24 protein-coding genes and 1 tRNA gene are annotated in these 22,984 nt (G+C 50.5%); 14 read left to right on the top strand and 11 right to left on the bottom strand.

Annotated elements, in window-relative coordinates; translation table 11 throughout:
• Position 1: 1 nt before the first annotated feature.
• Together nadA and HG1285_RS13470 are read right to left on the bottom strand one after the other, a co-directional pair.
• Entirely contained in the window at positions 2-973 is a 972-nt protein-coding gene (nadA, locus tag HG1285_RS13465) for a quinolinate synthase NadA (RefSeq protein WP_008286557.1), read from the bottom strand.
• Positions 974-1,057: 84 nt separating this feature from the next.
• Entirely contained in the window at positions 1,058-1,906 is an 849-nt protein-coding gene (locus HG1285_RS13470; protein WP_032496385.1) for a YicC/YloC family endoribonuclease, read from the bottom strand.
• Between the two features lie 19 nt (positions 1,907-1,925).
• Here HG1285_RS13470 and HG1285_RS13475 point away from each other — a divergent pair.
• The 3 genes from HG1285_RS13475 to HG1285_RS17190 all read left to right on the top strand — a co-directional run bounded on the left by HG1285_RS13475 (position 1,926) and on the right by HG1285_RS17190 (position 3,031).
• A tRNA-Ser gene (locus tag HG1285_RS13475) sits at positions 1,926-2,019 on the top strand.
• Between the two features lie 71 nt (positions 2,020-2,090).
• Positions 2,091-2,717 carry a hypothetical protein gene (locus HG1285_RS13480; RefSeq protein WP_232219448.1) on the top strand — a complete coding sequence of 209 codons (627 nt, stop codon included), beginning with the start codon at positions 2,091-2,093 and terminating at the stop codon, positions 2,715-2,717.
• Complete coding sequence (locus tag HG1285_RS17190; protein WP_157560471.1) at positions 2,681-3,031, top strand: hypothetical protein; 351 nt, start codon at positions 2,681-2,683, stop codon at positions 3,029-3,031. The genes HG1285_RS13480 and HG1285_RS17190 overlap by 37 nt, the downstream gene beginning before the upstream one ends.
• Positions 3,032-3,206: 175 nt before the next feature.
• Here HG1285_RS17190 and lpxB read toward each other — a convergent pair whose 3' ends face one another.
• The gene (gene lpxB, locus HG1285_RS13485) at positions 3,207-4,346 is read right to left on the bottom strand and encodes a lipid-A-disaccharide synthase (protein WP_232219447.1); all 1,140 of its coding nucleotides are present in this window, start codon (positions 4,344-4,346) and stop codon (positions 3,207-3,209) included.
• Between lpxB and HG1285_RS13490 the strand changes: the two genes are divergently transcribed.
• Positions 4,327-4,743 (top strand): low molecular weight phosphatase family protein, encoded by a 417-nt coding sequence (locus tag HG1285_RS13490; RefSeq protein ID WP_198005423.1) that lies wholly within the window; start codon positions 4,327-4,329, stop codon positions 4,741-4,743. The two genes, lpxB and HG1285_RS13490, sit on opposite strands and share 20 nt — an antisense overlap.
• On the opposite strand, the gene HG1285_RS13495 is transcribed toward HG1285_RS13490, so the two are convergent.
• The gene (locus tag HG1285_RS13495; RefSeq protein WP_008286551.1) at positions 4,726-5,808 is read right to left on the bottom strand and encodes a glycosyltransferase N-terminal domain-containing protein; all 1,083 of its coding nucleotides are present in this window, start codon (positions 5,806-5,808) and stop codon (positions 4,726-4,728) included. The genes HG1285_RS13490 and HG1285_RS13495 overlap by 18 nt on opposite strands.
• A 20-nt stretch (positions 5,809-5,828) precedes the next feature.
• On the opposite strand from HG1285_RS13495, the gene HG1285_RS17185 reads away from it, so the two are divergent.
• Together HG1285_RS17185 and HG1285_RS13500 are read left to right on the top strand one after the other, a co-directional pair.
• Positions 5,829-6,356 carry a hypothetical protein gene (locus HG1285_RS17185; protein ID WP_008286550.1) on the top strand — a complete coding sequence of 176 codons (528 nt, stop codon included), beginning with the start codon at positions 5,829-5,831 and terminating at the stop codon, positions 6,354-6,356.
• Between the two features lie 18 nt (positions 6,357-6,374).
• Positions 6,375-6,800 carry a hypothetical protein gene (locus HG1285_RS13500; protein ID WP_008286549.1) on the top strand — a complete coding sequence of 142 codons (426 nt, stop codon included), beginning with the start codon at positions 6,375-6,377 and terminating at the stop codon, positions 6,798-6,800.
• Here HG1285_RS13500 and HG1285_RS13505 read toward each other — a convergent pair.
• Genes HG1285_RS13505 through rimP form a run of 3 tightly spaced genes read right to left on the bottom strand, consistent with a single transcriptional unit; the run spans position 6,791 to position 9,529 of the window.
• On the bottom strand, positions 6,791-8,068 hold the full coding sequence (locus tag HG1285_RS13505; RefSeq protein WP_008286548.1) for a class I SAM-dependent RNA methyltransferase: 1,278 nt from the start codon (positions 8,066-8,068) through the stop codon (positions 6,791-6,793). The two genes, HG1285_RS13500 and HG1285_RS13505, sit on opposite strands and share 10 nt — an antisense overlap.
• Positions 8,061-9,062 (bottom strand): transcription termination factor NusA, encoded by a 1,002-nt coding sequence (gene nusA, locus HG1285_RS13510; protein ID WP_008286547.1) that lies wholly within the window; start codon positions 9,060-9,062, stop codon positions 8,061-8,063. The genes HG1285_RS13505 and nusA overlap by 8 nt, the downstream gene beginning before the upstream one ends.
• On the bottom strand, positions 9,056-9,529 hold the full coding sequence (gene rimP / locus HG1285_RS13515) for a ribosome maturation factor RimP (protein WP_008286546.1): 474 nt from the start codon (positions 9,527-9,529) through the stop codon (positions 9,056-9,058). The genes nusA and rimP overlap by 7 nt, the downstream gene beginning before the upstream one ends.
• 27 nt (positions 9,530-9,556) lie before the next feature.
• Here rimP and HG1285_RS13520 point away from each other — a divergent pair, with 27 nt between their 5' ends.
• The 8 genes from HG1285_RS13520 to HG1285_RS13555 all read left to right on the top strand — a co-directional run bounded on the left by HG1285_RS13520 (position 9,557) and on the right by HG1285_RS13555 (position 20,048).
• Positions 9,557-10,210, top strand: a complete 654-nt coding sequence (locus HG1285_RS13520; RefSeq protein ID WP_008286545.1) for a site-2 protease family protein — start codon at positions 9,557-9,559, stop codon at positions 10,208-10,210.
• Positions 10,211-10,241: 31 nt separating this feature from the next.
• Positions 10,242-11,612, top strand: a complete 1,371-nt coding sequence (gene hemN / locus HG1285_RS13525; protein WP_008286544.1) for an oxygen-independent coproporphyrinogen III oxidase — start codon at positions 10,242-10,244, stop codon at positions 11,610-11,612.
• A 22-nt stretch (positions 11,613-11,634) separates the two neighbouring features.
• Positions 11,635-12,552: an oligopeptide/dipeptide ABC transporter ATP-binding protein gene (locus HG1285_RS13530; RefSeq protein WP_008286543.1), complete on the top strand. Its 918-nt coding sequence runs from the start codon at positions 11,635-11,637 to the stop codon at positions 12,550-12,552.
• Positions 12,521-13,789, top strand: coding sequence for a hemolysin family protein (locus HG1285_RS13535; RefSeq protein ID WP_008286542.1), 1,269 nt, complete (start codon positions 12,521-12,523; stop codon positions 13,787-13,789). Before HG1285_RS13530 ends, HG1285_RS13535 begins: the two co-directional genes overlap by 32 nt.
• A 97-nt stretch (positions 13,790-13,886) precedes the next feature.
• Complete coding sequence (dnaE, locus tag HG1285_RS13540) at positions 13,887-17,390, top strand: DNA polymerase III subunit alpha (protein ID WP_008286541.1); 3,504 nt, start codon at positions 13,887-13,889, stop codon at positions 17,388-17,390.
• Between the two features lie 70 nt (positions 17,391-17,460).
• Complete coding sequence (locus HG1285_RS13545) at positions 17,461-18,045, top strand: LPP20 family lipoprotein (RefSeq protein ID WP_008286540.1); 585 nt, start codon at positions 17,461-17,463, stop codon at positions 18,043-18,045.
• A gap of 49 nt (positions 18,046-18,094) precedes the next feature.
• The gene (locus HG1285_RS13550) at positions 18,095-19,279 is read left to right on the top strand and encodes a transglycosylase SLT domain-containing protein (protein WP_008286539.1); all 1,185 of its coding nucleotides are present in this window, start codon (positions 18,095-18,097) and stop codon (positions 19,277-19,279) included.
• Between the two features lie 16 nt (positions 19,280-19,295).
• Positions 19,296-20,048 (top strand): TIGR04219 family outer membrane beta-barrel protein, encoded by a 753-nt coding sequence (locus tag HG1285_RS13555; RefSeq protein WP_008286538.1) that lies wholly within the window; start codon positions 19,296-19,298, stop codon positions 20,046-20,048.
• Here HG1285_RS13555 and hisH read toward each other — a convergent pair.
• The 4 genes from hisH to HG1285_RS13575 are packed head-to-tail and all read right to left on the bottom strand — an operon-like array spanning position 20,045 to position 22,981.
• Positions 20,045-20,665 carry an imidazole glycerol phosphate synthase subunit HisH gene (hisH, locus tag HG1285_RS13560; RefSeq protein ID WP_008286537.1) on the bottom strand — a complete coding sequence of 207 codons (621 nt, stop codon included), beginning with the start codon at positions 20,663-20,665 and terminating at the stop codon, positions 20,045-20,047. The genes HG1285_RS13555 and hisH overlap by 4 nt on opposite strands.
• Positions 20,662-21,504, bottom strand: coding sequence for a cytochrome c biogenesis protein CcdA (locus tag HG1285_RS13565; RefSeq protein ID WP_008286536.1), 843 nt, complete (start codon positions 21,502-21,504; stop codon positions 20,662-20,664). The genes hisH and HG1285_RS13565 overlap by 4 nt, the downstream gene beginning before the upstream one ends.
• Positions 21,505-21,524: 20 nt before the next feature.
• Positions 21,525-22,157 (bottom strand): PP2C family serine/threonine-protein phosphatase, encoded by a 633-nt coding sequence (locus HG1285_RS13570; RefSeq protein ID WP_008286535.1) that lies wholly within the window; start codon positions 22,155-22,157, stop codon positions 21,525-21,527.
• Positions 22,154-22,981, bottom strand: a complete 828-nt coding sequence (locus HG1285_RS13575) for a serine/threonine-protein kinase (RefSeq protein WP_008286534.1) — start codon at positions 22,979-22,981, stop codon at positions 22,154-22,156. The genes HG1285_RS13570 and HG1285_RS13575 overlap by 4 nt, the downstream gene beginning before the upstream one ends.
• Positions 22,982-22,984 lie beyond the last annotated feature (3 nt).

The raw sequence follows: 22,984 nt of genomic DNA, 5'->3' as shown, positions 1-22,984 counted from the left end.
ATCAGCTGAGCTCAAGCATTCTCTCTATGGGTCTTCTCGCCCTTTCTATTATCTCCTCGGGCAGTTCTACCTCGTTTATCTCGTTCTTGAGAGTTTCATAGACTTTCGGTAAGGTTATGCCCTTCATGGTGCAGCAGTAAACCGTTCCGCAGTAGTTCATGGACTCTGGGAATATGTATTCCTTGTTTGGGTTCTTCTTCATAAGCGTGTATTTCAGCCCTACCTCCGTTATCACTATCACCCTGTCCGCTTCAACGGAGGTTGCGTACTTGATTATCTGGGACGTAGAACCGACGAAGTCCGCTATATCTATAACTCTTGGGTGGCACTCGGGGTGAACGGCAACTTTGGCGTCCGGGTACCTCTCCTTTAACTTCATAACCTCTCTGGCGGTGAACTCAAAGTGAGGGGGGCAGAACCCCTTCCATATGACGAACTCCTTGTCTGGTACCTGCTTGGCTACCCACTCGCCGAGAGCCTGATCTGGAAGAAAGACTATCTTCTTAGCCTCAAGCTTCTTTATTATTTTGGGGGCGTTTGCGGAGGTGACGCATATGTCCACCTCAGCCTTCACGTCCGCGGTGGTGTTTATGTAGGCAACAAACTCAGCGTCCGGGTGCTCTTCCCTGAGCTTTCTTACCTGCTGGGCTGTGACCATGTCCGCCATGGGGCAACCTGACTCTGGATTGGGGTGCAAAACCTTTTTGTTGGGGCTCAGTATCTTTGCGGTCTCACACATAAACCTCACGCCGCAGAATACTATTATGTCTGCGTCTGTGGTGGCTGCCTTTCTGGAGAGATCAAGAGAGTCACCTACGAAGTCCGCTATATCCTGAACCTCACCTCTCTGGTAGTAGTGGGCAAGTATGACGGCGTTCTTCTCCTCGGCAAGCCTTCTTACCTCTCTCTGGAGTTCCCTTACCTCCTCGTGGGTAAGTTCCCTCTCCTGTATATCAAAGCTCACGCTCATCATCTTCCTCCTGAGTTCGTAAGTGTATAATTTAGACGCCTCCGGCGTTCAGTTCAAGCCATGAGTATATACCGAGTTTTTAAAAGCTTACTCAACGTTAGCTGCCTGCTGCTTTATCCTGTCTATCTCAGCCTTTATGTCTACCACGTATTCGGATAGGTCTGGTATCTTGTTGCCGAGGGTGGTTATCTCCCTGTGCATCTCCTGAGCGAGAAACTCTAACTTCTTACCCACTTCCTTCCCGTTATCTATAAGGGCGCGAAAGCGCTTTATGTGGGTCTCAAGCCTCGTTACCTCCTCCTCCACGTCCATCTTCTCCAGGAGAAAGAGGAGCTCGTTCATGACCGTGGGGTGTTCTTCAGGTAGGTCTAACCTCTTCGCCTTTTCAAGAACCCTCTCCTTAAGCCTCTCAATTATCTCGTCCTTCTTCTCCTTTATCTTTTTAAGGAGATTTTCTATCTTTTCAACACGCTGGGAGAGGTCTTTCTTCAGGGCTTCTCCTTCCTTCTTCCTGCTCTCAATAAGCTCTGAGAGAGCCCTTTCCACAGCTCCCAGTATGGTCTTCTCAAGTTCCTCGTCCATTTCAGAAAGAACCTTCTCCGAATACTTCCACCCGTACTCAAACACCGTATCATCGCTCAGGGATAGTTCAAGTTGGCGAGATATGTCTCTGACGAGCTCAACGTTCTGAGACAGCTTCTCCATGTCCACAGGAGGCAGAGCTTCCTTGGACTCCACGTCAACCATGATATGAACTGTCCCCCTCCTTATGCGGGATTTTACGAGTTCTTTGATCTTTGGCTCTGCAGGCAGAAGAAATGAAGGCATCCTAACCGATACGTCAAGACCTTTACCGTTCAGCGAACGCATCACAACGTTTACCTTCCAGTTTTCGCTCTCATGCTCCCCTTTTCCAAATCCTGTCATGCTTAGCATGCCTATAATTTTAAGGTCAGGCGGGGTGGCGGAGCGGACGAACGCGGGGGATTCGAAATCCCTTGCAGGGTGTTTTAGCCCTGCCGTGGGTTCAAATCCCACCCCCGCCGCCAGATAAAGCTCTCAGAGAAACCCCCATCCCCAATGCATGTGCTACCTTATCCCTGTCGTGAGAAGAAAGGGGATGAGGAGAAGGAAGGAAAAGCTGGACAGGGAAACTCTAAGGAAGATAGCTCCTCAGTATATCAGAGATATAGAAGCTCTTGGGATTGACATAGAAAAGCTCTGGGAGGGGGAGCTTAACGCCTTCGTCAGAAAGAAGGATCTCATAGATAGGGTCGGAAAGGAAGAGTTTAAGGTAATCCAGACTATTGGAAGGACAGCGAGGGCGGGGAGGTGGAAAGAGGCAACCTCCAGAGATATAGAGAGGGAGCTCTTAAAACTCAGTTCAGTTTACGAAGTTATACCCGAGGAAGCCTATAACATACTCCATAAAAGACCCGTGAGTAGTCTTGAGGTGCATTATGTAAAGAGGAAATACATAGACGGCTGGAGCCTTAAGAGCCCCCAGGAACTTGACAAGATGTTCACGAAGCACATCAAAGACCCGGAGGCTCTTATGTACAAACAGGGAGACAGGGTAGCTCTTGAACTTGGAAGGTACATAGCTATCATACACCCGCCTGATACGAAGATAACTATCTTTGAGCTTGAAGAACAGTATGAAGACTACGAGGACTATGCAAGGCAGACGGGAAGACCTATAATTAGACTATGGCAGTTAAGACATATTCTAAGCAGGCTCTTGTGAAGAACTACCGCACGATGGTTCTGGAGTTTGAGAACGTCCCCTTTGATTTACAAAAACAAAGGGAGCTTATATACGAGTATGGGGTTGAGGATAATGAAATAACCAAGATGGCGGATAAGTTTCTGCTCCTTGACCTTGACTATTTCCTAAAAAACTCCCCCAAGTGGCACGGGTTCAAAATAGAAGACGACCCCTCCCAACCCCTTGAGAAGTGGTGGTGGCATCTGAACAAGATAGTAAGAGGAGAGTTTCCCGAGGACAAGCTTCCTGAACATCTGAGAGAGATATACAGGGAGAGGTATCTGAAGAAGTGAGCGAATTTTACGAAAAAAATTACCACTTTTGTTACAAAAAATTTACCACCCTCCTTTTAAACACATAAGGACTTCCTTATAAGCTTCAACATTCAACACTTATCCCCTATCCCGAAAAATCCCGCTAAGTCACATTTAGTCTTAGATAGGTGGTAAATTAATTTGTAAAATTACATCAACCGTTTAATAGTTCCTTGAATAGACTTCTCAGTTTGAGAATAACACCTTCACCGCCGAGTCTTCTTTTCAGCTCTCCGAAGCTTTCCTTCATAGCTTCCCTTTTTTCCTCATCTTCCAGCAGCTCACGTGCTACCTGAACGACCTCAAAGGGGTCTCTGTTTATCAACTCTGGCACTACCTCCCTCCCGAGTATCAGGTTGGGCAGGCTTACATGCTCCACCTTAACGAGTAGCTTTCCGATGAGGTATGTGAGCAGGTTCACCCTGTAAAAGACTACATGGGGGTTCAGGGCAAGGGCGGCTTCAAGGGAAGATGTGCCCGACGCTATGAGGGATAGCTTTGAATAAAACATTGAGCTGTAAGCGGGAGAGCTTATATCCCTTTCCGTAATGACCCTGACGGGTAAGTCCTTAAAGATGTCCTCAAGAAAGAGTCTGAACTCTTCAAAGGTTGGAAGGACGAAGAGCTCAGTCCTGTCCACAAGTCCTTTTACAACTTCCTTCAAAAAGGGTGCGTGGCGTTTTACCTCTCCCCAACGGCTCCCCGGCATAAGGTTCACGGGTACTCCTTTGGTGCCGAGCGCTTCTAAAAACTCCTCTCTGTCAATGCCCGGACGAACCATGTCCACGAGGGGATGTCCGACGTAGTGAACCCTGAAATGCTTGTTTTCAAACCTGCTGTACAGCTCCCTCTCAAAGGGGAGTATAAGGACCAGCTCGTCGGCGTACCTCGCTATAACCTCAGCCCTCCTGGGCTTCCAAGCCCAGACCTGGGGAGAGATAAAGTAGATGATTTTCTTCACGCCTGAGTTGCGGGCTTCCTTTATAAGCCTCAGGTTAAAGCCCGGTGCATCACAGGCTACGAGAATATCACACCCTGAAAGGGTCTCAAGACACCTCTTGTAAATCCTCCTTATCTGAAGTAGCTTAGGTAGAACTTCGGCTATACCCACGACCGAGAGCTCGGAAATGCTCGCAACACTTTTAACTCCTATACTCTCAAGTTTCTCGTTCGTTATCCCCACAAGCTCCGTGTCCTCAAAGCCTTCTCTGAAGATCTCATAGATGTAGTTGGCTGCGGATACGTCCCCTATGGAGAGGAAAACCCTCCTGTGCATGCTATTATTAAAGACCATGAAGATAGCCTTCGTAAGCCGTGAGAACGCAGTGAGGAGCATAATGGCTGAAGCTGTGGCGAAAAAAGTCTTCTCCGATGTGGGCATAAAGGCTGAGGTGTTCTCCGCAGGCACGGAGCCCGCCGAGGAGGTAAATCCTCTTACCCTACAGGTTCTTGAAAAGAAGGGATACCCTACTAAAGGTCTGCGTCCCAAGCCGATCGCCAAGATACCCTACCGGAAGCTGGACGTCCTCGTGACGATGTGTAACGAGGCTAAGGAGAAGTGTGAGTTCGTGGTCTCCCACAAACGGAGGGAGAACTGGCTAATAGAGGAGCCTTCAGGTGGGGAGGCTTCCTTTATGAAGACCCTTGAGGAAGTGGAGGAGCACATAAGGGGGTTAATCAAGCTCGGATAGGATAGCCTTCATATAACACTCCTTCACTTTGATGGAGAGCCCCCTGAGATCTTCCGTGGGTGAAAAACCCTCCCTGAGGAGCCTTTCAAAGGTGGTGGTAAGCTCTCCTTCGTCGCCGACCTTAAATCCGTATCCCTTTGATGTAAGGAGACTCTCAAGCTCCCTTACCTTATGGGTGTGCTTTCCGAAGATGACAGGCTTTCCAAGATAGGCTGGCTCTAAGAGGTTATGTCCACCAACGGGCACCATGGTTCCCCCCACAAAGGTGACATCTGCGAGGGAGTATATAGCCCTGAGCTCACCGAGGGTGTCAACCACCAGGACGTCCCAGCTTTCATCTCCGGAGCTCCTGAGAGATACCTTTAAGCCCATGGACTCGGCGAGGGCTTTGATGTTTCTGGCTCTCTTTATGTGCCTGGGTGCGACGATCAGCTTCAGGGGGATTTTCCCTCTGACCTTCAGGAACGCCCTTAGGATGAACTCCTCTTCACCCTCCCTGACGCTTCCGGCGACGAATACCTTGTAGCCCTCGGGTACATTCAGGCTGACGGGTTTAAAGCCGCTGTCCTGGACGAATTTCAGGTTGCCACAGACTTCAACCCTCTTAGCCCCTTCCTCTATAAAGAGCCTCCTGTCCTCCTCCTCCCTTGCTACTATGAGCCGAAACTCTGGTATCAGGAGCTTTTCCATTAGGCTACCCTTGGCGTAGGCGTTAACGAGTATCTTCTTCGTTCTGGTGAACTTTATTAAAGAGAACCATAGCTCCCTTTCAACCACTATCAGGGCTTTTGGCTTCAAGAGGCTCTCAAACTTCCTGATTAGAAAGGGAAGGTCTAAGGGAAGGGGAAAGAGAAGGTCGTAGAACCCACTCTGGGACTCAAGGAACTCCTTTGCCCTAGGGGAGAAGTAAGTCAAAGCTATCCTGTGGGAGCTTTTAAGTTCCTTTAAAATCGGCTTGAAGGTGTTGAACTCTCCCACGCTTGCACAGTGAACCCACAGGACTTCTCCGGAACTATATATGCGGGGTTTCTCAATGAGGAGTCTTTTTTTGAGACAAAAGCTCATCGGTGTTTTAGAATTATAGTATGAAAGCTTTGCTCGTCCTTTACTCCGAACTCCTTGAAAACGGAAAGGATAAGTTTTACAGGGAGCTTGAAGGAAACCTCTCACTTCTGAACAGAATTATAGGCGTTGATAGCGTTTACGCCTCGGTAAGCTCCCAGTTCAAAGACCTATTTGACAAATTCCCCGATCTCTGCCTGATAAACAACCTCAGGGACAACACCGTGTTTGGAGCCTACAAGGGGTTGAGGAAGCTCAGGGGCAACGACGTTCTCCTGATAGACGGGGGTATAAAACTCTCCAAAGAGAGCCTGTTTAGCTTCTTTAACAGGATCCACGTAACCGTGGGCATGGTGAAGGAGAAGTGGTCTGGGATCGCCTTCGTGAAGATGCGGGATGTAGATTACGTAATAAAGAGCCTTGAAAATAACTTTGAGAAAAGCGTCCTGGACGCCTTCTATACCCTCCGTGATACGTACAGCATATCCACAGAATTTATCCAGCTGAAGGAAAAGCTTGCTGTTCCGATTTTAAACCTAAAGCAGGCGTAAATTTTAGGGGGTGTACAGATGGTGGATCCGGACATACTCGTAATTTCCATGGTAGAACTAATTGAGGGGGTAAGGAACCTCATAGGGGACAAGGGGGCTAACGCCGTTCTGAGAGACGCCGGCAGGCACAGCGGACCGAGACTCCTTGAAAGTCTGATAGGTCACCTGCCGGAAGTGCTTGACAAGGAGGAAGCCGTAAAGAGAACCTGCATGATGCTGGAAGAGCTCGGCTTTGCCAAGAAGGTGGAGAAGGAAGACTCCACCATAAGCGTGGAGGACGACATCTTCAGTGAGGCTATCAGGGCTGAAGACATAGAGAAGTCTCCCGTGGTTTACTTCCTCATGGGACTGATAGAGGGCTTCGTCCAATTCATGGCGGAGGATAAAATACTCCTTTCTCCCAAAGAGGTTCAGAAGGGCAAGCTCCTCTTCTCTTACTCCTGAACCCTCAAAAAGCTCACGCTCTCAATGTGATAGGTCTGGGGGAACATGTCCACGAGTCTTATCTTCTCCAGAGTGTAGCCGTTCCTGAGGAGCGTTTTCAGATCACGGGCGAGCGTTGATGGGTTGCAGGATACGTAAACTATGTTCTCGGGTTTGTTCTTAACGAGGAGTTCCATTTCGTTCTTTTCAAGACCGCTCCGCGGTGGGTCAAGGACTACGAGGTCAAGGACTTCTCCTCCCCTGCTCTTGAGGTGCCTGTAAGCGTCCGACCTCATGAATACCACGTTGTCCCTGCCGTTGAGCTTGGCGTTGTATTCGGCGTCGTTTATCGCTGAGGGGTTGCTGTCGGAGCCCTCTATGAAGTTGCCCTTCTCCGAGAGAGGTATGGTGAAGAAGCCCACCCCGCAGTGAAGGTCTATCGCCTTCCTGTATGACTTCACATCGCTCACCGCCTCTATAAAGCTCTTCCATATAGTCCAGTTCACCTGAAAGAAGGAGTCCGCGCTGACCCTGAACTTCCAGCTGCTCACCTCTACGAAGAGGTACTCTTTCCCTATCCAGAACCTCCGGTTGAGTATAGTCCTGAGCCTTGAGTAATCTCCGACTCCAACCACGTCCTCCGGAAGGCAGTCCTCCTTGAGGTTGCTGAGAAGCTCTCTGTCCATCTCCGTGGGCGTCACGAACTTGACAAGGAACTTGTCCTCCGATGGGGAGTAATTGACGTGGATCTCCTGGAGCTCTCTTATGTGTTTTACACACTCTTTGAGGGAAGGTATGAGCTCGTTTATCCTCGGGTGGGCTACGGGACAGTTATCTATGTCTACAACCTCGTGCTCGTCCCACCTGAAAAAGCCCAGCTTTCCGCTCTTGACTTTGAACTGTACCCTGACCCTGTAACCGAACTCCTGACCGGACTGAATGGGTTCCCCGAGGGGAACGCTCTTTATCTTACCTATCCTCTGCAGAGTTTCAACGAGTATGGACTCCTTGCTCTCAACCTGAGTCACATAGTCTATGTGCTGAAGCTGACAGCCGCCACATACCCCAAAGTGCGGACACGGCGCCTCTCTGCGGGACCTGGAGGAGAGGACTACGTTGTTGACCAAAGCCTCGGCGTAATCCTTCTTGTCCTCTACTACCTCTGCGTCAACCAGCTCCTGAGGTGCAGCGAAGCGGACGAGTATGACCTTATCCCTGTGGCGTGCAAGCCCATAACCACCGTAAACGAGCTTCTCTATGCTGAGCCTTAAGCTGTCCTCTTTACTCACTTGACTCTGTCTCTCTAAGCTCCGTGAGCTTTTCAAAGTCTTCCTCCGACATCACGTCTATGTGCCAACCTGTAAGCCTGTGGGCAAGCTTCACGTTTGTCCCCCTCCTTCCTATTGCCAGGGAGAGCTGGTCTTGGGGGACTGCCACCTCAGCCCTCTCCTCTTCAGGTATGAGCCTTATCGCCGTAGGCTGTGCAGGGGACAGAGCCCTCCTTATGAACTCCTCTTCGTCGTCCGTCCACCTGACCACATCTATCTTCTCTCCGTGGAGTTCGTCCGATATGGGTTGTATCCTTGAGCCCCTGAGACCCACAACTATGCCCACAGGATCCATCTTCATGTCCTTAGCGTAAACAGCCACCTTCGCCCTTTCACCCGGTATCCGGGCTACAGACTTCACCTCTATCTCCTTGTCCGCCACCTCGGGGATCTCCGTCTCAAGGAGCCTCTTTAAGAATAGGGGGTGTGTCCTGGATAGTATGAGCCGTGGCTCACCGTGCATCTTCTTCACCTCAAGGAGCAACGCCTTGACCTTATCACCGACGTGGTAAGTCTCGCCGGGTATCTGTTCCCTGCGGGGTAGTACAGCCTCAACCTTTCCAAGGTCAACGAGTATATCTCCGTTGTCGTATATCTTCCTAACTATACCCGTTACCACCTCGCCCTCAAGCTCCTTGTACTCCAGGAAGCCCCTCTCTCTCTCCGCCCTCTCCAGCTCGTTGAGGAACTCCTCCTTAGCTGCGAAGGCAGCTATCCTGTTGACGTCCTCCGTGCTTATATCAAGAGGTAGCCTCTCTTTTTCCCTACCCTTTCCCTTTACCACGTAGACCTTTATACCCTCATCGGTGAACTCTATGTCCAGGTTCTCCCTTATCCTCTTATCCTTCTTTATAGCTATAGCTATGGCGTTCTTGAGGGCGTACTCAACCACCCTCTCAGGGAGGTCTTTTTCCTTGGCTACCTGTTCTATCAGCTTTCTTATGTTCTTTACCATTTCTCTGGCTCCAGCCTTCCCTTAGCTATTGCGGAGAAGGGTATGTGTAGCGCTTCTCCCTTTTCCCTCTCTCGGAGAGTTATTATACCTTCCCTGACACTTTCCACATAGCCGGTTGCTTCCCTCTTCCCGCTCACAGGCTCCCTAAGCACGACCTTGACGAGTCTTCCCTTGAAGAAATCGTAGTGTTCGGGTTTCTCCAGTTCCCTCGTTAAGCCCGGTGAGGATATCTCCAGCATGTATGAGAAAGGAATTATGTCCTCCACGTCCAAGAGACCGCTTATCTTCTTGCTAACCTCTTCGCAGTCCCTTATCGTTACTCCGCCCGGCTTGTCTATTATTACCCTCAGAACCCACCCCCTCTCAGGTTTGAACTCAACATCAAAGAGCCTGTAGCCCATTCCCTTTATGAGAGGCTCTACGAGCTCCTTTATCCTCCTTGAGATCTCTGCACTATCAACGTTCATAGGTATTATTTTATAATTCTCACTGCTATGAACCTCAGCGAAGCAGTCCTCTCAATACCAGCCCTGATGATAGCTGTTATCCTTCACGAGGTAGCTCACGGATGGGTCGCCTACAGGATGGGTGACCCGACGGCGAAGATGGCGGGAAGGCTCACACTGAACCCGATCCCCCACATAGACCCCGTGGGAACCATAATACTCCCCGCCATGTTTATAGTTCTGAACTCCCCGATAATATTCGGCTGGGCTAAACCGGTGCCGATAAATCCCATGAACTTCAGAGACCTGAGGATGGGAACCTTCTTCACCTCCATAGCGGGTGTGGTTATGAACCTGAGCCTTGCGGTGGGTTTTGGAGTTGTTTACAGGGTACTGTACGGGCTGTCGGAGAGCGTTGACCCTTTCGTAGCCAAGTCCATAATCTACCCCCTGCTCATATTTTCAGCAAAGTCTGTCCTGATAAACCTTATACTCGCCCTCTTTAACATAATCCCCATACCCCCTCTGGACGGCAGCAAAGCCCTCATGAGCTTTCTGTCCTTTAAGTACTGGGAGCTATTCTACAAGTACGAGATATACGGCTTCTTTGTGATAACCGTGCTTTTGTTTACCGGGGTGCTCGGGAAGATAATATACCCTCCCCTGGTCTTCCTCTACCACCTGATACTGGGCGGGACGTGAGGACTCGTAAAGGACTATATTTATTAGAGCTATGAGAACAGAATTTAACAGAGAGCTTATAAAGAAGTACGACCGACCGGGTCCGAGGTACACCAGCTATCCCCCTGCAACGGAGTTTACAGAGGAGGTTGGGGCTCAGGACTACAGGGAGAGGCTCATAAAGAGTAACGAGAGGAAGACTCCGCTATCCCTGTACTTCCACATACCCTTCTGCGAGAGCGGGTGCTACTACTGCGGGTGCAACATAATAATCTCCCACAGAAAGGGTATAGAGAGACCTTACTTGGACAGAGTTTACAGGGAGATGGATATGGTCTCCGAGCTCTTGGACAGGGAAAGAAGGGTAGAGCAGCTCCACTGGGGAGGGGGAACCCCCAACTACCTTGAACCCGATGAGATAAGGGAGTTCATGGGAGAGATAAAGAGAAGGTTTACCTTCTCCGAAGACGCTGAGGTCAGCATAGAGATAGACCCACGTTACGCTACCGACGAGCAGCTTCAAACCATAAGAGACGTGGGCTTTAACAGGGTCAGTATGGGCTTGCAGGACTTGGACGAAAAGGTTCAGAGGGCTATAAACAGGATACAGCCCTACGAGCTCATGGAGAGAACTATGAAGAGGCTCAGGGAGCTTGGCTTTTACAGCATCAACATAGACCTCATCTACGGACTCCCTTACCAGACGAGAGAAAGTTTTCAGAGAACGGTGGAGAAGGTTATTGAGTTAGATCCCAACAGGATAGCCGTGTACAGCTTCGCTTACGTCCCCTGGGTTAAGCCGATCCAGAAGCACATAGACCCTGACACCCTCCCCTCTGCGGAGGAGAAGCTCTCCATAATAGAGATGGTTATAGAGAAATTCCAGGACGCCGGGTATGTGTACATAGGCATGGATCACTTCGCCAAGCCTGAGGACGAGCTCGCGGTGGCTCAAAGGGAGGGCAAGCTCTGGAGGAACTTTCAGGGTTACACCACGAGGAAGGGCGTTGAACTCCTGGGCATAGGAGCCACATCCATAGGTATGCTTCAGGACTCTTACTTCCAGAACTACAAGACCCTCAGGGAGTACAACGTTGCAATAGACGAGGGCAGACTGCCGGTCTTCAGAGGGTATATACTTAACGACGACGACTTCATAAGACGTGAAGTGATCATGGATATAATGTGCAACCTCGGCGTGAGCTTCTCAAGGATAGAGGAGGAGTTCGGCATAAACTTTGAGGACTACTTTGAGAGGGAGCTGGAGGAGTTAAGGGAACTGGAGGAGGACGGACTCATAGAGCTCAAAGACAGGAGGATAAACATACTTCCCGTGGGAAGGCTTCTCATAAGGAATGTAGCCATGGTGTTTGATGCCTACCTGAAGTCTAAAAAGGAGCTCAAGTTCTCAAGGACTATATGACGGAGGGTCTATCGGGACATAGATGAACACACTGCTTGAGGTCAGAGAGGTATCAAAAGCTTACAAGCTCAAAGCTGGTCTATTCAAGAGAAAGCCCTTTTACGCACTGAGAAATGTGAGCTTTTCCATTAAAAAATCCGAGATACTCGGTGTGGTAGGTGAGTCCGGCTCGGGCAAGACCACCCTCGGCAAGGTTATCCTCAGGCTTGAGGAGCCTACCTCCGGAGAGGTTCTCTTTTCCGGCAAGGACGCCTTTAAGATGGGTAAGGAGTACACTCGTAAGGTGTCGGTCGTGTTTCAGGATCCGAGGAGTTCCCTTAATCCCAGGATGAGGGTGCGGGAGATACTTGAAGAACCGCTCGTGGTTCACGGCTTGAAGGACAGGAAAGATACCGTTGAGAGAGCCATAGAGAAGGTTCAGCTCCCTTCCGAGTTCCTGAACAGGAAGCCCGACGATCTATCTGGAGGACAGAGGCAGAGGGTAGCCATAGCGAGGGCGATAGTTCTGAAGCCGAGCCTGATAGTAGCCGACGAACCCACCGCTTCTCTGGACGTGTCCGTCCAATGGGAGATACTTAAGCTGTTTGAGAGTCTTAAAGGGGAAGGCATAGCCTTCATCTTCATAACCCACGACATAAGGGTGGTGGAGAAGATAGCCGATAGGGTGGCGGTCATATACGGAGGAATGCTCATGGAGTTGGGGAGAAAAGAGGAGGTTCTCAAGGAGCCTCTACACCCATACACCAAGTTCCTCCTCAGCAACGTTCCCGTTAAACACCCGAGGTTCAGAAAGGAAGAGGATTTCAAGGAGGTTGAGTATGTTATCCCCGAAGAGGGTTGTCCCTTTGCACCCAGGTGTCCCGACTACAGAGAGGAGTGTTCCAGAACTGTCAGGAGGTCAGAGCTGAATGGAAGGCTCGTTAACTGCAACCTATACTGACCTGCTCGTCTTTGCCTTCTTGCTGTTTGCGTCGGGCTTCTTCGCCTCCTCGGAGGTGGTCTTCTTCAGCGTCAGCAAGCCTTTCTTAATGAAGTACTCCAAGAGCAGGCTTTACAGGGTCCTCATGCGCCTACTGACGAAGCCCAAAGAGGTTCTGATATCCATACTCATAGGCAACGAGCTGGTGAACGTCTTCATATCCTCCTACGGGGCAAAGCTCTTCACCCAGAGCTTCGGGAAGGAGGGTGCCTTCATATCCGCCGTGATAATGTCCCTCCTCATATTCATATTCGGTGAGACCCTTCCCAAGAATGCCGTCCTTCCCGTGGCTGACAGGCTCTCTCTCCTTTACGCACCCATCTTCTACCTCTTCCACCTGGTCATAACTCCCGTGAGGCTAATACTCCTTCTGCCCGTCCAGACTCTACTGAAAAAGCTCGGTATAGAGAGCAGAGATGAAGAGTTTGAGCTCTCCGAGGAGAAGCTCTTAGGCATCCTTGAACTGGGTATAGAGGCGGGAGAGTTCTCGGAGGACGAGAGGGAGATGGTTGAAAAGGTCTTTGAGATGGACGAGGTGCTCGTGAGGGAGATAATGACCCCGAGACCCGACATATTCGCCCTCAAGGAGGACCTTAAGGTGGGAGAGGTGATAGAGGATATAAAGAAACACGGGCACAGCAGGATACCCGTCTACAAGGAGAGGCTTGACGATGTTAGCGGTGTGGTTCACGTAAAGGATCTACTGCCGGTGAACAAGAACAGGGACAGAGCCCTTGGGGAGTTTAAGAGGGAAGTCCTCTTCGTACCGGAGGTCATGAGCGTGGGTAGCCTCCTTCAGGAGCTGAGGAAGGCGAGAACCCAGATAGCGATGGTCGTTGATGAGCACGGAGCTGTATCGGGCTTGGTAACCATGTACGACGTTCTCAGGTGGCTCGTAGGTGAGGTGCCGGAGGAGTGGGAGGAGGAGAAGGAGATAGAGAAGCTCTCCTACGACATGTTCCGGATAGACGGCTCGGCGGACATAGAGGAGGTTGCCCAAAAGTTGGGCTTTGAGCTTCCAGAGGAGTACGACTACGATACGGTGAGCGGTTTCGTGATGGCTAACCTTGAGAAGGTGCCTGAGAAAGGGGATGAGTTTGAGTACGATGGCTTCAAGTTCATAGTGGGTGATGTTGAGAGAAACAGGGTCAAAGAGGTCATAGTTAAGGTTATGAGAAAGGCTGAAGAAAAAGCCTAACATTTGATTGACTTATAATCGGACTCGCAAGTCACCGATATACTTCTCAAAATCAGCCTGTCCCCCGAGGTGAGCGGACTTATCATCAATTGAAGCCATGAGAGAGGGGGTCAAAGATTTCGTTCACCTGCACTTGCACACCCAGTACTCACTCCTTGATGGGGCTATAAAGATAGAGGACTTGGTCAAGAAGGCGAAGGAGTTCGGATACAGAGCCGTGGGGATGTCCGACCACGGAAACCTCTTCGGATCTTTCCAGTTCTACAAAGCCCTGAAGAAAGAAGGCATAAAGCCCATAATCGGCATGGAGGCTTACTTCACCACCGGGTCAAGGTTTGACAGAAAGACCAAGGGTAGTGAGGACAACATAACCGACAAGTATAACCACCACCTCATACTCATAGCCAAGAACGATACGGGACTCAAGAACCTCTTCAAGCTCTCCACCCTCGCCTACAAGGAGGGGTTTTATTACAAGCCCAGAATAGACTACGAACTGCTTGAGAAGTATGGAGAGGGTCTAATTGCCCTTACAGCCTGTCTCAAAGGCGTTCCCACTTACTACGCCTCTATAAACGAGACCCAGAAGGCTGAGGAGTGGGTGAAGAAGTTCAAGGACATATTCGGAGAAGACCTCTTCTTGGAGCTCCAGTCCAACGACATAGACGAGCAGGCGGTCGCCAACAGGAACCTCATAGAGATAGCTAAGAAGTACGGGGTAGAGCTGATAGCCACCAACGACTCCCACTACCTGAACCCAGAGGACAGGGAGGCTCACACCACCCTCATGGCTATCCAGATGAAGAGAACCGTCCACGACATGACCAAGGGAGGCTTCAGGTGTGCCAACGACGGGCTTCATTTTGCAAGTCCCGAGGAGGTCTGGAGAAAGTTTGAAGGCAAGTTTGATGGCTGGGAGCGAGCCCTACTGAACACCCTTGAGGTAATGGACAGAACCGCAGACAGCTTTGATCTCTTTGAAACCAGCGGTTACCTCCTGCCGGAGTATCAGGTGCCCAAGGACACCACCCTTGAGGATCATCTAAGAGACCTTGCGGTGAGGGGACTGAAGCAGAGGATAGCCAAGGGGCAGGCTAAGGACACGAGGGAATACTGGGAGAGGCTTGAGTTTGAGCTGGACGTGATAAACCGCATGGGCTTTGCGGGATACTTCCTCATAGTTCAGGACTTTATAAACTGGGCTAAGAACAACAGCGTTCCCGTGGGACCCGGAAGGGGTTCTGCAGCGGGATCTCTGGTCGCCTACTCCATCGGCATAACGGACGTTGACCCCATCAGGCACGGGCTCCTATTTGAGAGATTCCTAAATCCCGAAAGGGTCTCCATGCCCGACATAGACGTGGACTTCTGTCAGGACAATAGGGACAGGGTCATAGAGTACGTCAAGGACAAGTACGGAAGGGAGAACGTAGCCCAGATAATCACCTACAACGTGATGAAGGCTAAGCAAACTCTCAGGGACGTTGCCAGAGCCTTGGGGCTTCCCTACTCTACCGCAGACCAACTCGCCAAACTCATACCTCAGGGAGACGTTCAGGGAACGTGGCTCTCCCTTGAAGAGATGTACTCCACACCCATGGAGGTTCTCAAAGAGCGCTACGGCGCCCACAGGGGAGACATAGAGGACAACGTAAACAAGTTCAGGAAGCTCTGCAAAGAGAACGCAGAGATAGATAAGCTCGTCCAGATAGCTCTCAGGCTTGAGGGTCTCACCCGTCACACCTCCCTCCACGCCGCAGGCGTCGTTATAGCTCCAAAACCCTTATCGGATCTCATTCCGCTCTTCTACGACAGGGACGGAGCTGTGGCGACCCAGTTTGACATGACCAAGCTGGAGGACATGGGACTTCTCAAGATGGACTTCCTTGGACTCAAGACCCTCACGGAGCTCAAGGGTATGAGGGATCTGGTCAAGGAGAGGAGGGGCGAAGAGGTTGACTTTCTCTCCCTTCCCATGGACGATCCAAAGGTCTTTGAGCTTCTACAAGACGGCAACACCACGGGGGTCTTCCAGCTTGAGAGCAGGGGCATGAAGGAGCTTCTCAAGAGGCTCAAACCCGACTCCTTTGACGACATAGTGGCTGTCCTCGCCCTGTACAGACCGGGACCTCTAAAGAGCGGGCTGGTGGACAGGTACATAAACAGGAAGCATGGCAAGGAGCCCGTTGATTATCCATTCCCGGAATTGGAGGAGGTTCTCAAAGAGACCTACGGTGTGATCGTGTATCAGGAGCAGGTGATGAGGATGTCCCGTGTGCTGGCGGGCTTCACTCCCGGTGAGGCGGACACCCTCAGAAAGGCGATAGGAAAGAAGAAGAAAGACCTCATGGAACAGATGAGGGAGAAGTTCATAAAGGGGTCTGTGGAGAGGGGCTTTCCGGAGGACAAGATAACCAAGCTCTGGGAGGACATAGAGAAGTTTGCCTCTTACTCCTTCAACAAGTCCCACTCGGTAGCCTACGGATACATTTCCTACTGGACTGCCTACATGAAGGCTCACTACCCTGCAGAGTTCTTTGCGGTCAAGCTCACCACCGAGAAGAACGACAACAAGTTCATAAACCTCATAAAGGACGCCAAGATCATGGGCTTTGAGATACTCCCGCCGGATGTGAACAGGAGCGACGTGGGTTTCATCATAGAGGGTGAGAGGGAGGTAAGGTTCGGCATAGGAAGGATAAAGGGTGTGGGAGAGGAGGCGGCAAAGGCTATAACGGAGGCGAGAAAAGACAGGGAGTTCAGGGGAATTCAGGACTTCGTGAGCAGGGTGGACGGCAGGAAGGTGAACAAGAAAGTCCTTGAGTGCCTTATAAAGGCTGGTGCCTTTGACTTTACGGGAACCAAGAGGGACGAGCTCCTTGATAGGCTCTCATCCTCCGGTAAGAACATGTCCAGCCTCGCCCAGAACAGCCTCTTCGGCGGAACCCAGAAGAAGAAAAAGTTAGACATAAACGACATACTGAGGATGGAAAAGGAGGTCATAGGCTTCTACATATCCGGACACCCGCTTGATAAGTACGAGAAGCTCTTGGCAGGTAAGTACACTCCAATTGAAGAACTTGAGGGTATAGGCAAGGGGAGCACATTGACCTTGGCCGGTGCGGTGTCCAACCTTCAGGTCAAGAAGACGAGGAACGGCAGTTACATGGCTATACTGAACCTGATAGACAAGAGCGGTATGGTAGAGGTTGTAGCTTTCCCTGATACTTACGAGGAGTTTAAGGAGAAGCTGAAAGAGGACAGGGTTGTGGTTATAGAGGGATACACGGACGAGGACATGGAGACCGAGAGCGTGAAGTTCATAGCCCAGCAGGTCTTGTTGCCCGAAGAGGTTTCAAAGAACGGTAACGGCTCTATAACACTCATCCTTAAGAGGGAAGACGCCATAAACGGAAAGATGGAAAAGCTGAAGGAACTTCTTGACAGATTTAAAAACGACGATGGAGTACAGGTTGTTCTTGAGATAAGAGGGAAAGATTTCAAGGCGGTACTCCAGCCTCCGCCCGATTACAGGATAAACCCGAGCACGGAACTTATAAATTTCCTTACGGATAGAATGAAGATAAGGGTTGTAATGTGAAATTTCCCTGTTAAGGTGTGAATTTAAAACTTATAATTAAAGGCAGCCAAAGCTAAAGGAGGGTGGAATAATGAAGAAAGCGCTGATATTTTCTCTCGCTGGACTTGCAAGCATAACCTTTGTGACCTCCTGCGGAGGTAAGAAGGAGGCTGCCACCGGTTTTGAGGGAGACCCCTGCCTGAAGGGTGCACCATCATGGGTGCTCAATCCTGAGGTGAAGGGCTCTAAGCTGGCTGCCGTCGGTTCTGCCAAGCTGGGTAAGGCTGGTCTTCAGTTCGCGAGGACGGAAGCTCTCGCCAATGCCAGGGATGAGCTCGCCCGTATGATTGAGATAAGGGTCAAGAACATGGTCAAGAACTTCATGCAGGTGACGGGTGTGGGTGACGCTGAAACTGTGGACAGGGTTTCAGTCCAGGTGTCCAAACAGGTCGCCTACCAGACCATAAGGGGTTCCAAACAGGTCGCCCTCTGGAGGTCACCCTGTAACGAGCTCTTCGTTCTCGTGGGTATAGACCCGGAGATGGTCAAGGACTTCATAAAGACTCAGGTTGAGACGAGCCTGAAAAACGAGCAGGCGCTCTGGCAGCTCTACCAGGCTAAGAAGGCTTACCAGGAGCTTGACAAAGAGATAGACAAGGAATTTAAGGGGCAGTGATTGAACGGGGCGTACGCCCCGTCGTTTCAACACAACTGAAGAGAGAAAAATGATACTCTGGCTTTTCTTAGGTCTTCTTGTGGTCTCATCGCCCTTTCAGGTTAAGGCTCAGGATAGTTTTGGGGATTTCCTGAAAGAGGAGCTTGAAGGATTCAGAGAGGAGAAGGAAGGCTTCAATAGATACTTAAAGGAAGTAAACAGGGAGTTTGAGGAGTACAAGAGGATAACCTACGAGGAGTTCAGGAAGTTTAAGAGGGAAGTTTTAAAATACTGGGACAAGTACGAGGACACCACAAGGAAGAAACTCGTCCAGTACTCCGAAGACCTGAAGGTCAAAAGGGTCTTTGACTTTGAGAAGGGTGAGCTCCGCATAGAGGTCAGGGGGAGCAGAAGGGAGCTCAGGAGAAAGCTAAAGAGGGAGCTTAGGGACTTCCTAACTCAGGATAAGAGGAAAGCCTTCAGCCGCGACCCGGTACTCACAGGTATAGAGAAAAGGGTTAAGGGACTTAAGTACGTAAAGAGGGCGTCGGTGGACAGAGAGCCTGTTCTCGCTCCTGTTGTTTTTGGAAAGACTAAGCCTTCAGGTTCAGAGCTGGAGCGCGGGATAGCGAATTTGATGTCCCGGGGGAGTATCAGGGTAAAGAAAACCGCCAAGGGCAACGTCAGCGTTTTCAGGGTGAAGATACCTCCAAAGAGGGTGCTCAGAAAGGCAAAGCTCTATAAGCCTGTCGTAGTCCGCGAGTCGGAAAAGTGGAAACTCTCCTATCCTTTGATATTCGCGATAATACACACCGAGAGCTACTTCAACCCCCTTGCAAGGTCTCACGTCCCAGCCTACGGACTGATGCAGATAGTCCCCCATACAGCAGGTAAGGACGTGACCAAGTTCCTGTTCGGGCGTCCCAAGATACTATCTCCCTCCTACCTATACAACGCCGAGAATAACATAAAGACGGGGTCTGTCTACGTACACATGCTCTACTACAAGTACTTCAAAGGTGTTAAAGACCCTGAGAGCAGGCTCTACTGCACCATAGCAGCCTACAATACCGGACCGGGAAACGTTGCGAGGGCTTTTGTTGGTTCAAGAAATCTTAAGCGTGCCATAAGGGTCATAAACAGGCTTTCCCCGCAGGGCGTTTACAGCGTTCTCATGAGAAATCTGCCCTACAACGAAACAAAAGACTACCTGCGTAAAGTTTCAACCAGAATTGCCGTTTATAGAAACCTGTAAGGTAAGGAGGTGAAATATGAAGAAGGCGATACTTTTGGGAGCGCTGTTTTCCGTAGGCAGCTCTTTTGCGGTTCCCCTTGTGAATGCTGAGTTCTCCGTAGGTGCCATGAGCCACGACCCCTCTGGGTACATACAGTACCAAGGTGATAAGGTTGATGTTAAGGATGGTTTTGGTTTAGAGAAGGAAACAAAGCCCTTCGCGAGGGCGAAGGTAGAACTTCCCATAGTTCCAAACCTCTACCTTCAGTACATACCCATGAAGTTTGAGGGACAGAAGACAAGGACATTTACTTACGGGGGTTACACCTTTTCAGGAGACGTAAAGACAGACGTAAAGCTTGACCACTATGATGTAGGGTTGTATTACAACATACCTCTTGTTGGTACAGCGACCGCAGGGTTGCTTGACCCCGAGCTTGGTATTAACGTGAGGATAATCAACTTTGATGGTAAAGTTACGGAACTTTCAACCAACCACACAGAGTCAAAATCGGTCACAATACCCGTTCCCATGGTTTATGCGGGTCTTGGACTCAATCTCCCCTTTGTCTCTCTCATAGGTGAGCTCAGAGGTATAACCTATTCGGGAAGCAAGTACTACGACATAACCGCTGAAGCCAGACTCAAGCCCATATCCATACCCGGCATGGCTTCCTTCTTCGTTGGGGCTGGATACCGCTACGAGAGACTGGAGCTGGACGACGTTGGAGACGTGACCGCAGACATAAAGATCAAGAGCCTCTTCGCCAACGTGGGTGTAGCCTTTTAGAGGACTGCTTCGCAGTAGTTCTTGAAGTTCTCAAGGAGCCGGAGTCCTTTGCTCTGGCTCTTCTCTGGATGAAACTGTACAGCCCAGAGGTTTTCTTTCTGAACGGCTGAAACGAAGTATATCTCGTAGTCGGTTTTGGAGGCTACTATGCTCCCATCACGGGGGACAACGTGGTAGGAGTGGACGAAGTAAAAGAAATCCCCGTCTTCTATGCCTTCGTATAAACCCTTTTCCTTCTCTATCCACACCTGGTTCCAGCCTATGTGGGGCAGCTTGACCCCGGGGGGTAACAACACCACCTCTCCCTCAAACACACCTAAGCCCTTAGTCTCTCCGTGCTCGTAGCTCTTCTCAAACAACAGCTGAAGACCGAGACATATCCCCAAGAAAGGTTTTCCCTTCTCTATGTGGAACAGGAGGGGCTTTATTAAAGACAGCCTCTTGAGGTTTTCCATAGCCTTCTTAAAGGCTCCCTGACCGGGGAATACGACCACATCAGACCCCTCTATCTCTTCGGGGTTTGATGTAACGGATACGTGCCTGAAGCCAACGTATTCCAGAGCCTTCTGAACACTGCGGAGGTTTCCCATTCCGTAGTCAACTACGGCAACCTTCATATACCCACTCCCAGCGAGGCGAACCAGCTGAGCTTGTCAAGGACGAGCAGTAGCCCGAGGGATATCAGGAGTATACCCCCGACGAACTCAACCACTCCAAAGAACTTGCCGAACTTCTTGACGAAGTTCAGGAACAGAGAAAATAGCAATCCCGCCACCAGGAAGGGAACTCCGAGACCGAAGGAGAATAGCAGGAGCATTACCGCTCCCTCCCTGACAGTCTCCTGCTGGGAGGCTAAGAATAGTATTGAACCCAGTATAGGACCTATACAGGGCGTCCACCCGAAGGCGAACACAACACCTATTACAAAGGCACCTATGTATGACGCCTTCGTCTTGGCTTCCGTCTTGAGTTGTCTGTAGAGATACTCGTGGACTCCAAAGAGGTAAAGGGTCAGCACTATGGCGAGCGCACCCGTGAGGCTGAAGAAGGTCTCCTTCCCTATAACCTTGAAGAGGTAAAGGGCTGTTATGAAGGACTGGACGCCTATGAGCTCTTTTAGAAAGTTTGGTCTGAGGAAGGCTCCCGCGAAGTGGAGCCCGAAGAATATGACCAGTCCGCCGCCGACCTTGGCAATCTCCGTCTGGTAAGTCCTTAGGAACTGTCCTATGAAGGAGGCTCCCGCCCCTAGCATGGTGAAGACTATGGAGAATCCAACGACGAAGAAGAGGGTTGCGAGGAATATCCTCACGTTGAAGAGCCTCTTCTCCCTCTGAACCTCCTCTATTCCAACACCCGATATATAGGACAGGTAAGCCGGTATTATGGGTAGGACGCAGGGTGACAGGAAAGCTAATACCCCTGCTATGAAGGCACCCAGGAAAGTTACTTCAAGCATGGCTATTAAATTATATATCCCTATTCTATAAGGACTATCGTAAAGGACATATCCTCTTCAGGGTTCTTCTCACGGTAAAGCTCAAGGAGTTTCTCAGCGCTCCCCTCCACGTCCTCGGAGAGGACGTCCTTTATATCTTCATCGCTCAGGTGGTTCACAGCCCCGTCCGATATGAGAAGGAATATATCCCCCCTGCACAGAGCGCCCTCCTCCGTTAGAACGTTTAACTTCCAGTCTATACCCAGCACGGAGACCTGCTTCCTGCCGTTCCTTAGTTCTATCTGATCACGGGTGAGCTGTTTTAGGCTGCCGTCTCTGAGGAGGTATACCCTTGAGTCCCCCACGTGACCGAGAACGAACCTCCCTCTGGAAAAGGACACCACGCTGAGGGTTGTGCCGGTTATGTGTCTGTCGCCCAGTTTGGCTATCTCCTCCATTATCTTGAGGTTAGCCCGCTTGAAGAACTCCTCCATATCCCCGGACGAGCTGAAGGGTCTGTACCTTCCCACGAGCTCAACGGCTTTGCTGGAGGCGAGCACGGCTCCCTTCCCCAGTCCCATTCCGTCCGCCACCGCAAAGGTATCTTCGGAGCAGAAGACCCTGTCGGCGTATGTTTCGGGGTTTCGGTAAAACTCTCTCGCTGCACACTTCACGCAAGACCCTCCTCTACAAGGTATTCCTTGAGCTCACCCGCAGTCCTGAACCGCTTGGTGTAATCCCTCTCAAGCAGCTTCTCTATAAGGGACTTTACCTTTGGAGAGACCCCCTCCGGGGGTGTGTATGCACCTTCCTTGTTCCTCCTGAGCTTTTCCTTCCTTTCCTCTGTGTGAAAGGGGTCTCTCTGGAATAGGGTGAAGTAGAAGAGACAGCCTAAGGAGAATATATCGCTACTCCTGTGTATTTCACCCTTGAAAACCTCCGGGGCGATGTAGCCAAGGGTTCCCTTAACGTCAAGGATAGAGACCGAACCTCTTATCTTGAGCAGTCCGAAGTCTCCCAGCTTCCAAACTATGCTCTTGAGGACTTTCTTGCCGAAGACGTTTTCAGGCTTTATGTCGCTGTGGATGTAGCCCCTGCTGTGGAGAAAGGCGAGCCCGTTGGTTATGTTCCAGAGAACTTTAAGGGCTTCCTTCTCTGAGAGACCTCCTCTGGAAAGCACATACTCTTTAAGGTCTCCCACGTCCATGAGCTCGTACAGAACGTACAGCTCACCCTTGTCCTTTTTGTACAGGTAGCTCTGGAGGGATATTATGTTCGGGTGGTTGAGGAGTATCAGGGTCTGGGCTTCTTTCCAGAGGTACTCCACTCCGTAGGGGTTTGATGCCACCTTAAGGGCAAGCACCTTGCCCCTGTACCTGCCCTTCACCCCCCTGACCTTGTATACAACTCCGAAGTCCCCGCGCCCTATTACGCCCAAGACTTCGTAGTAACCTAATATGAGGTCGCCTTCTTTGAAACGCGGTGTAAGTTCCTCCATGGT

Source organism: Hydrogenivirga sp. 128-5-R1-1 (assembly GCF_000171895.1).
This window is presented reverse-complemented; position numbering and strand designations above follow the sequence as displayed.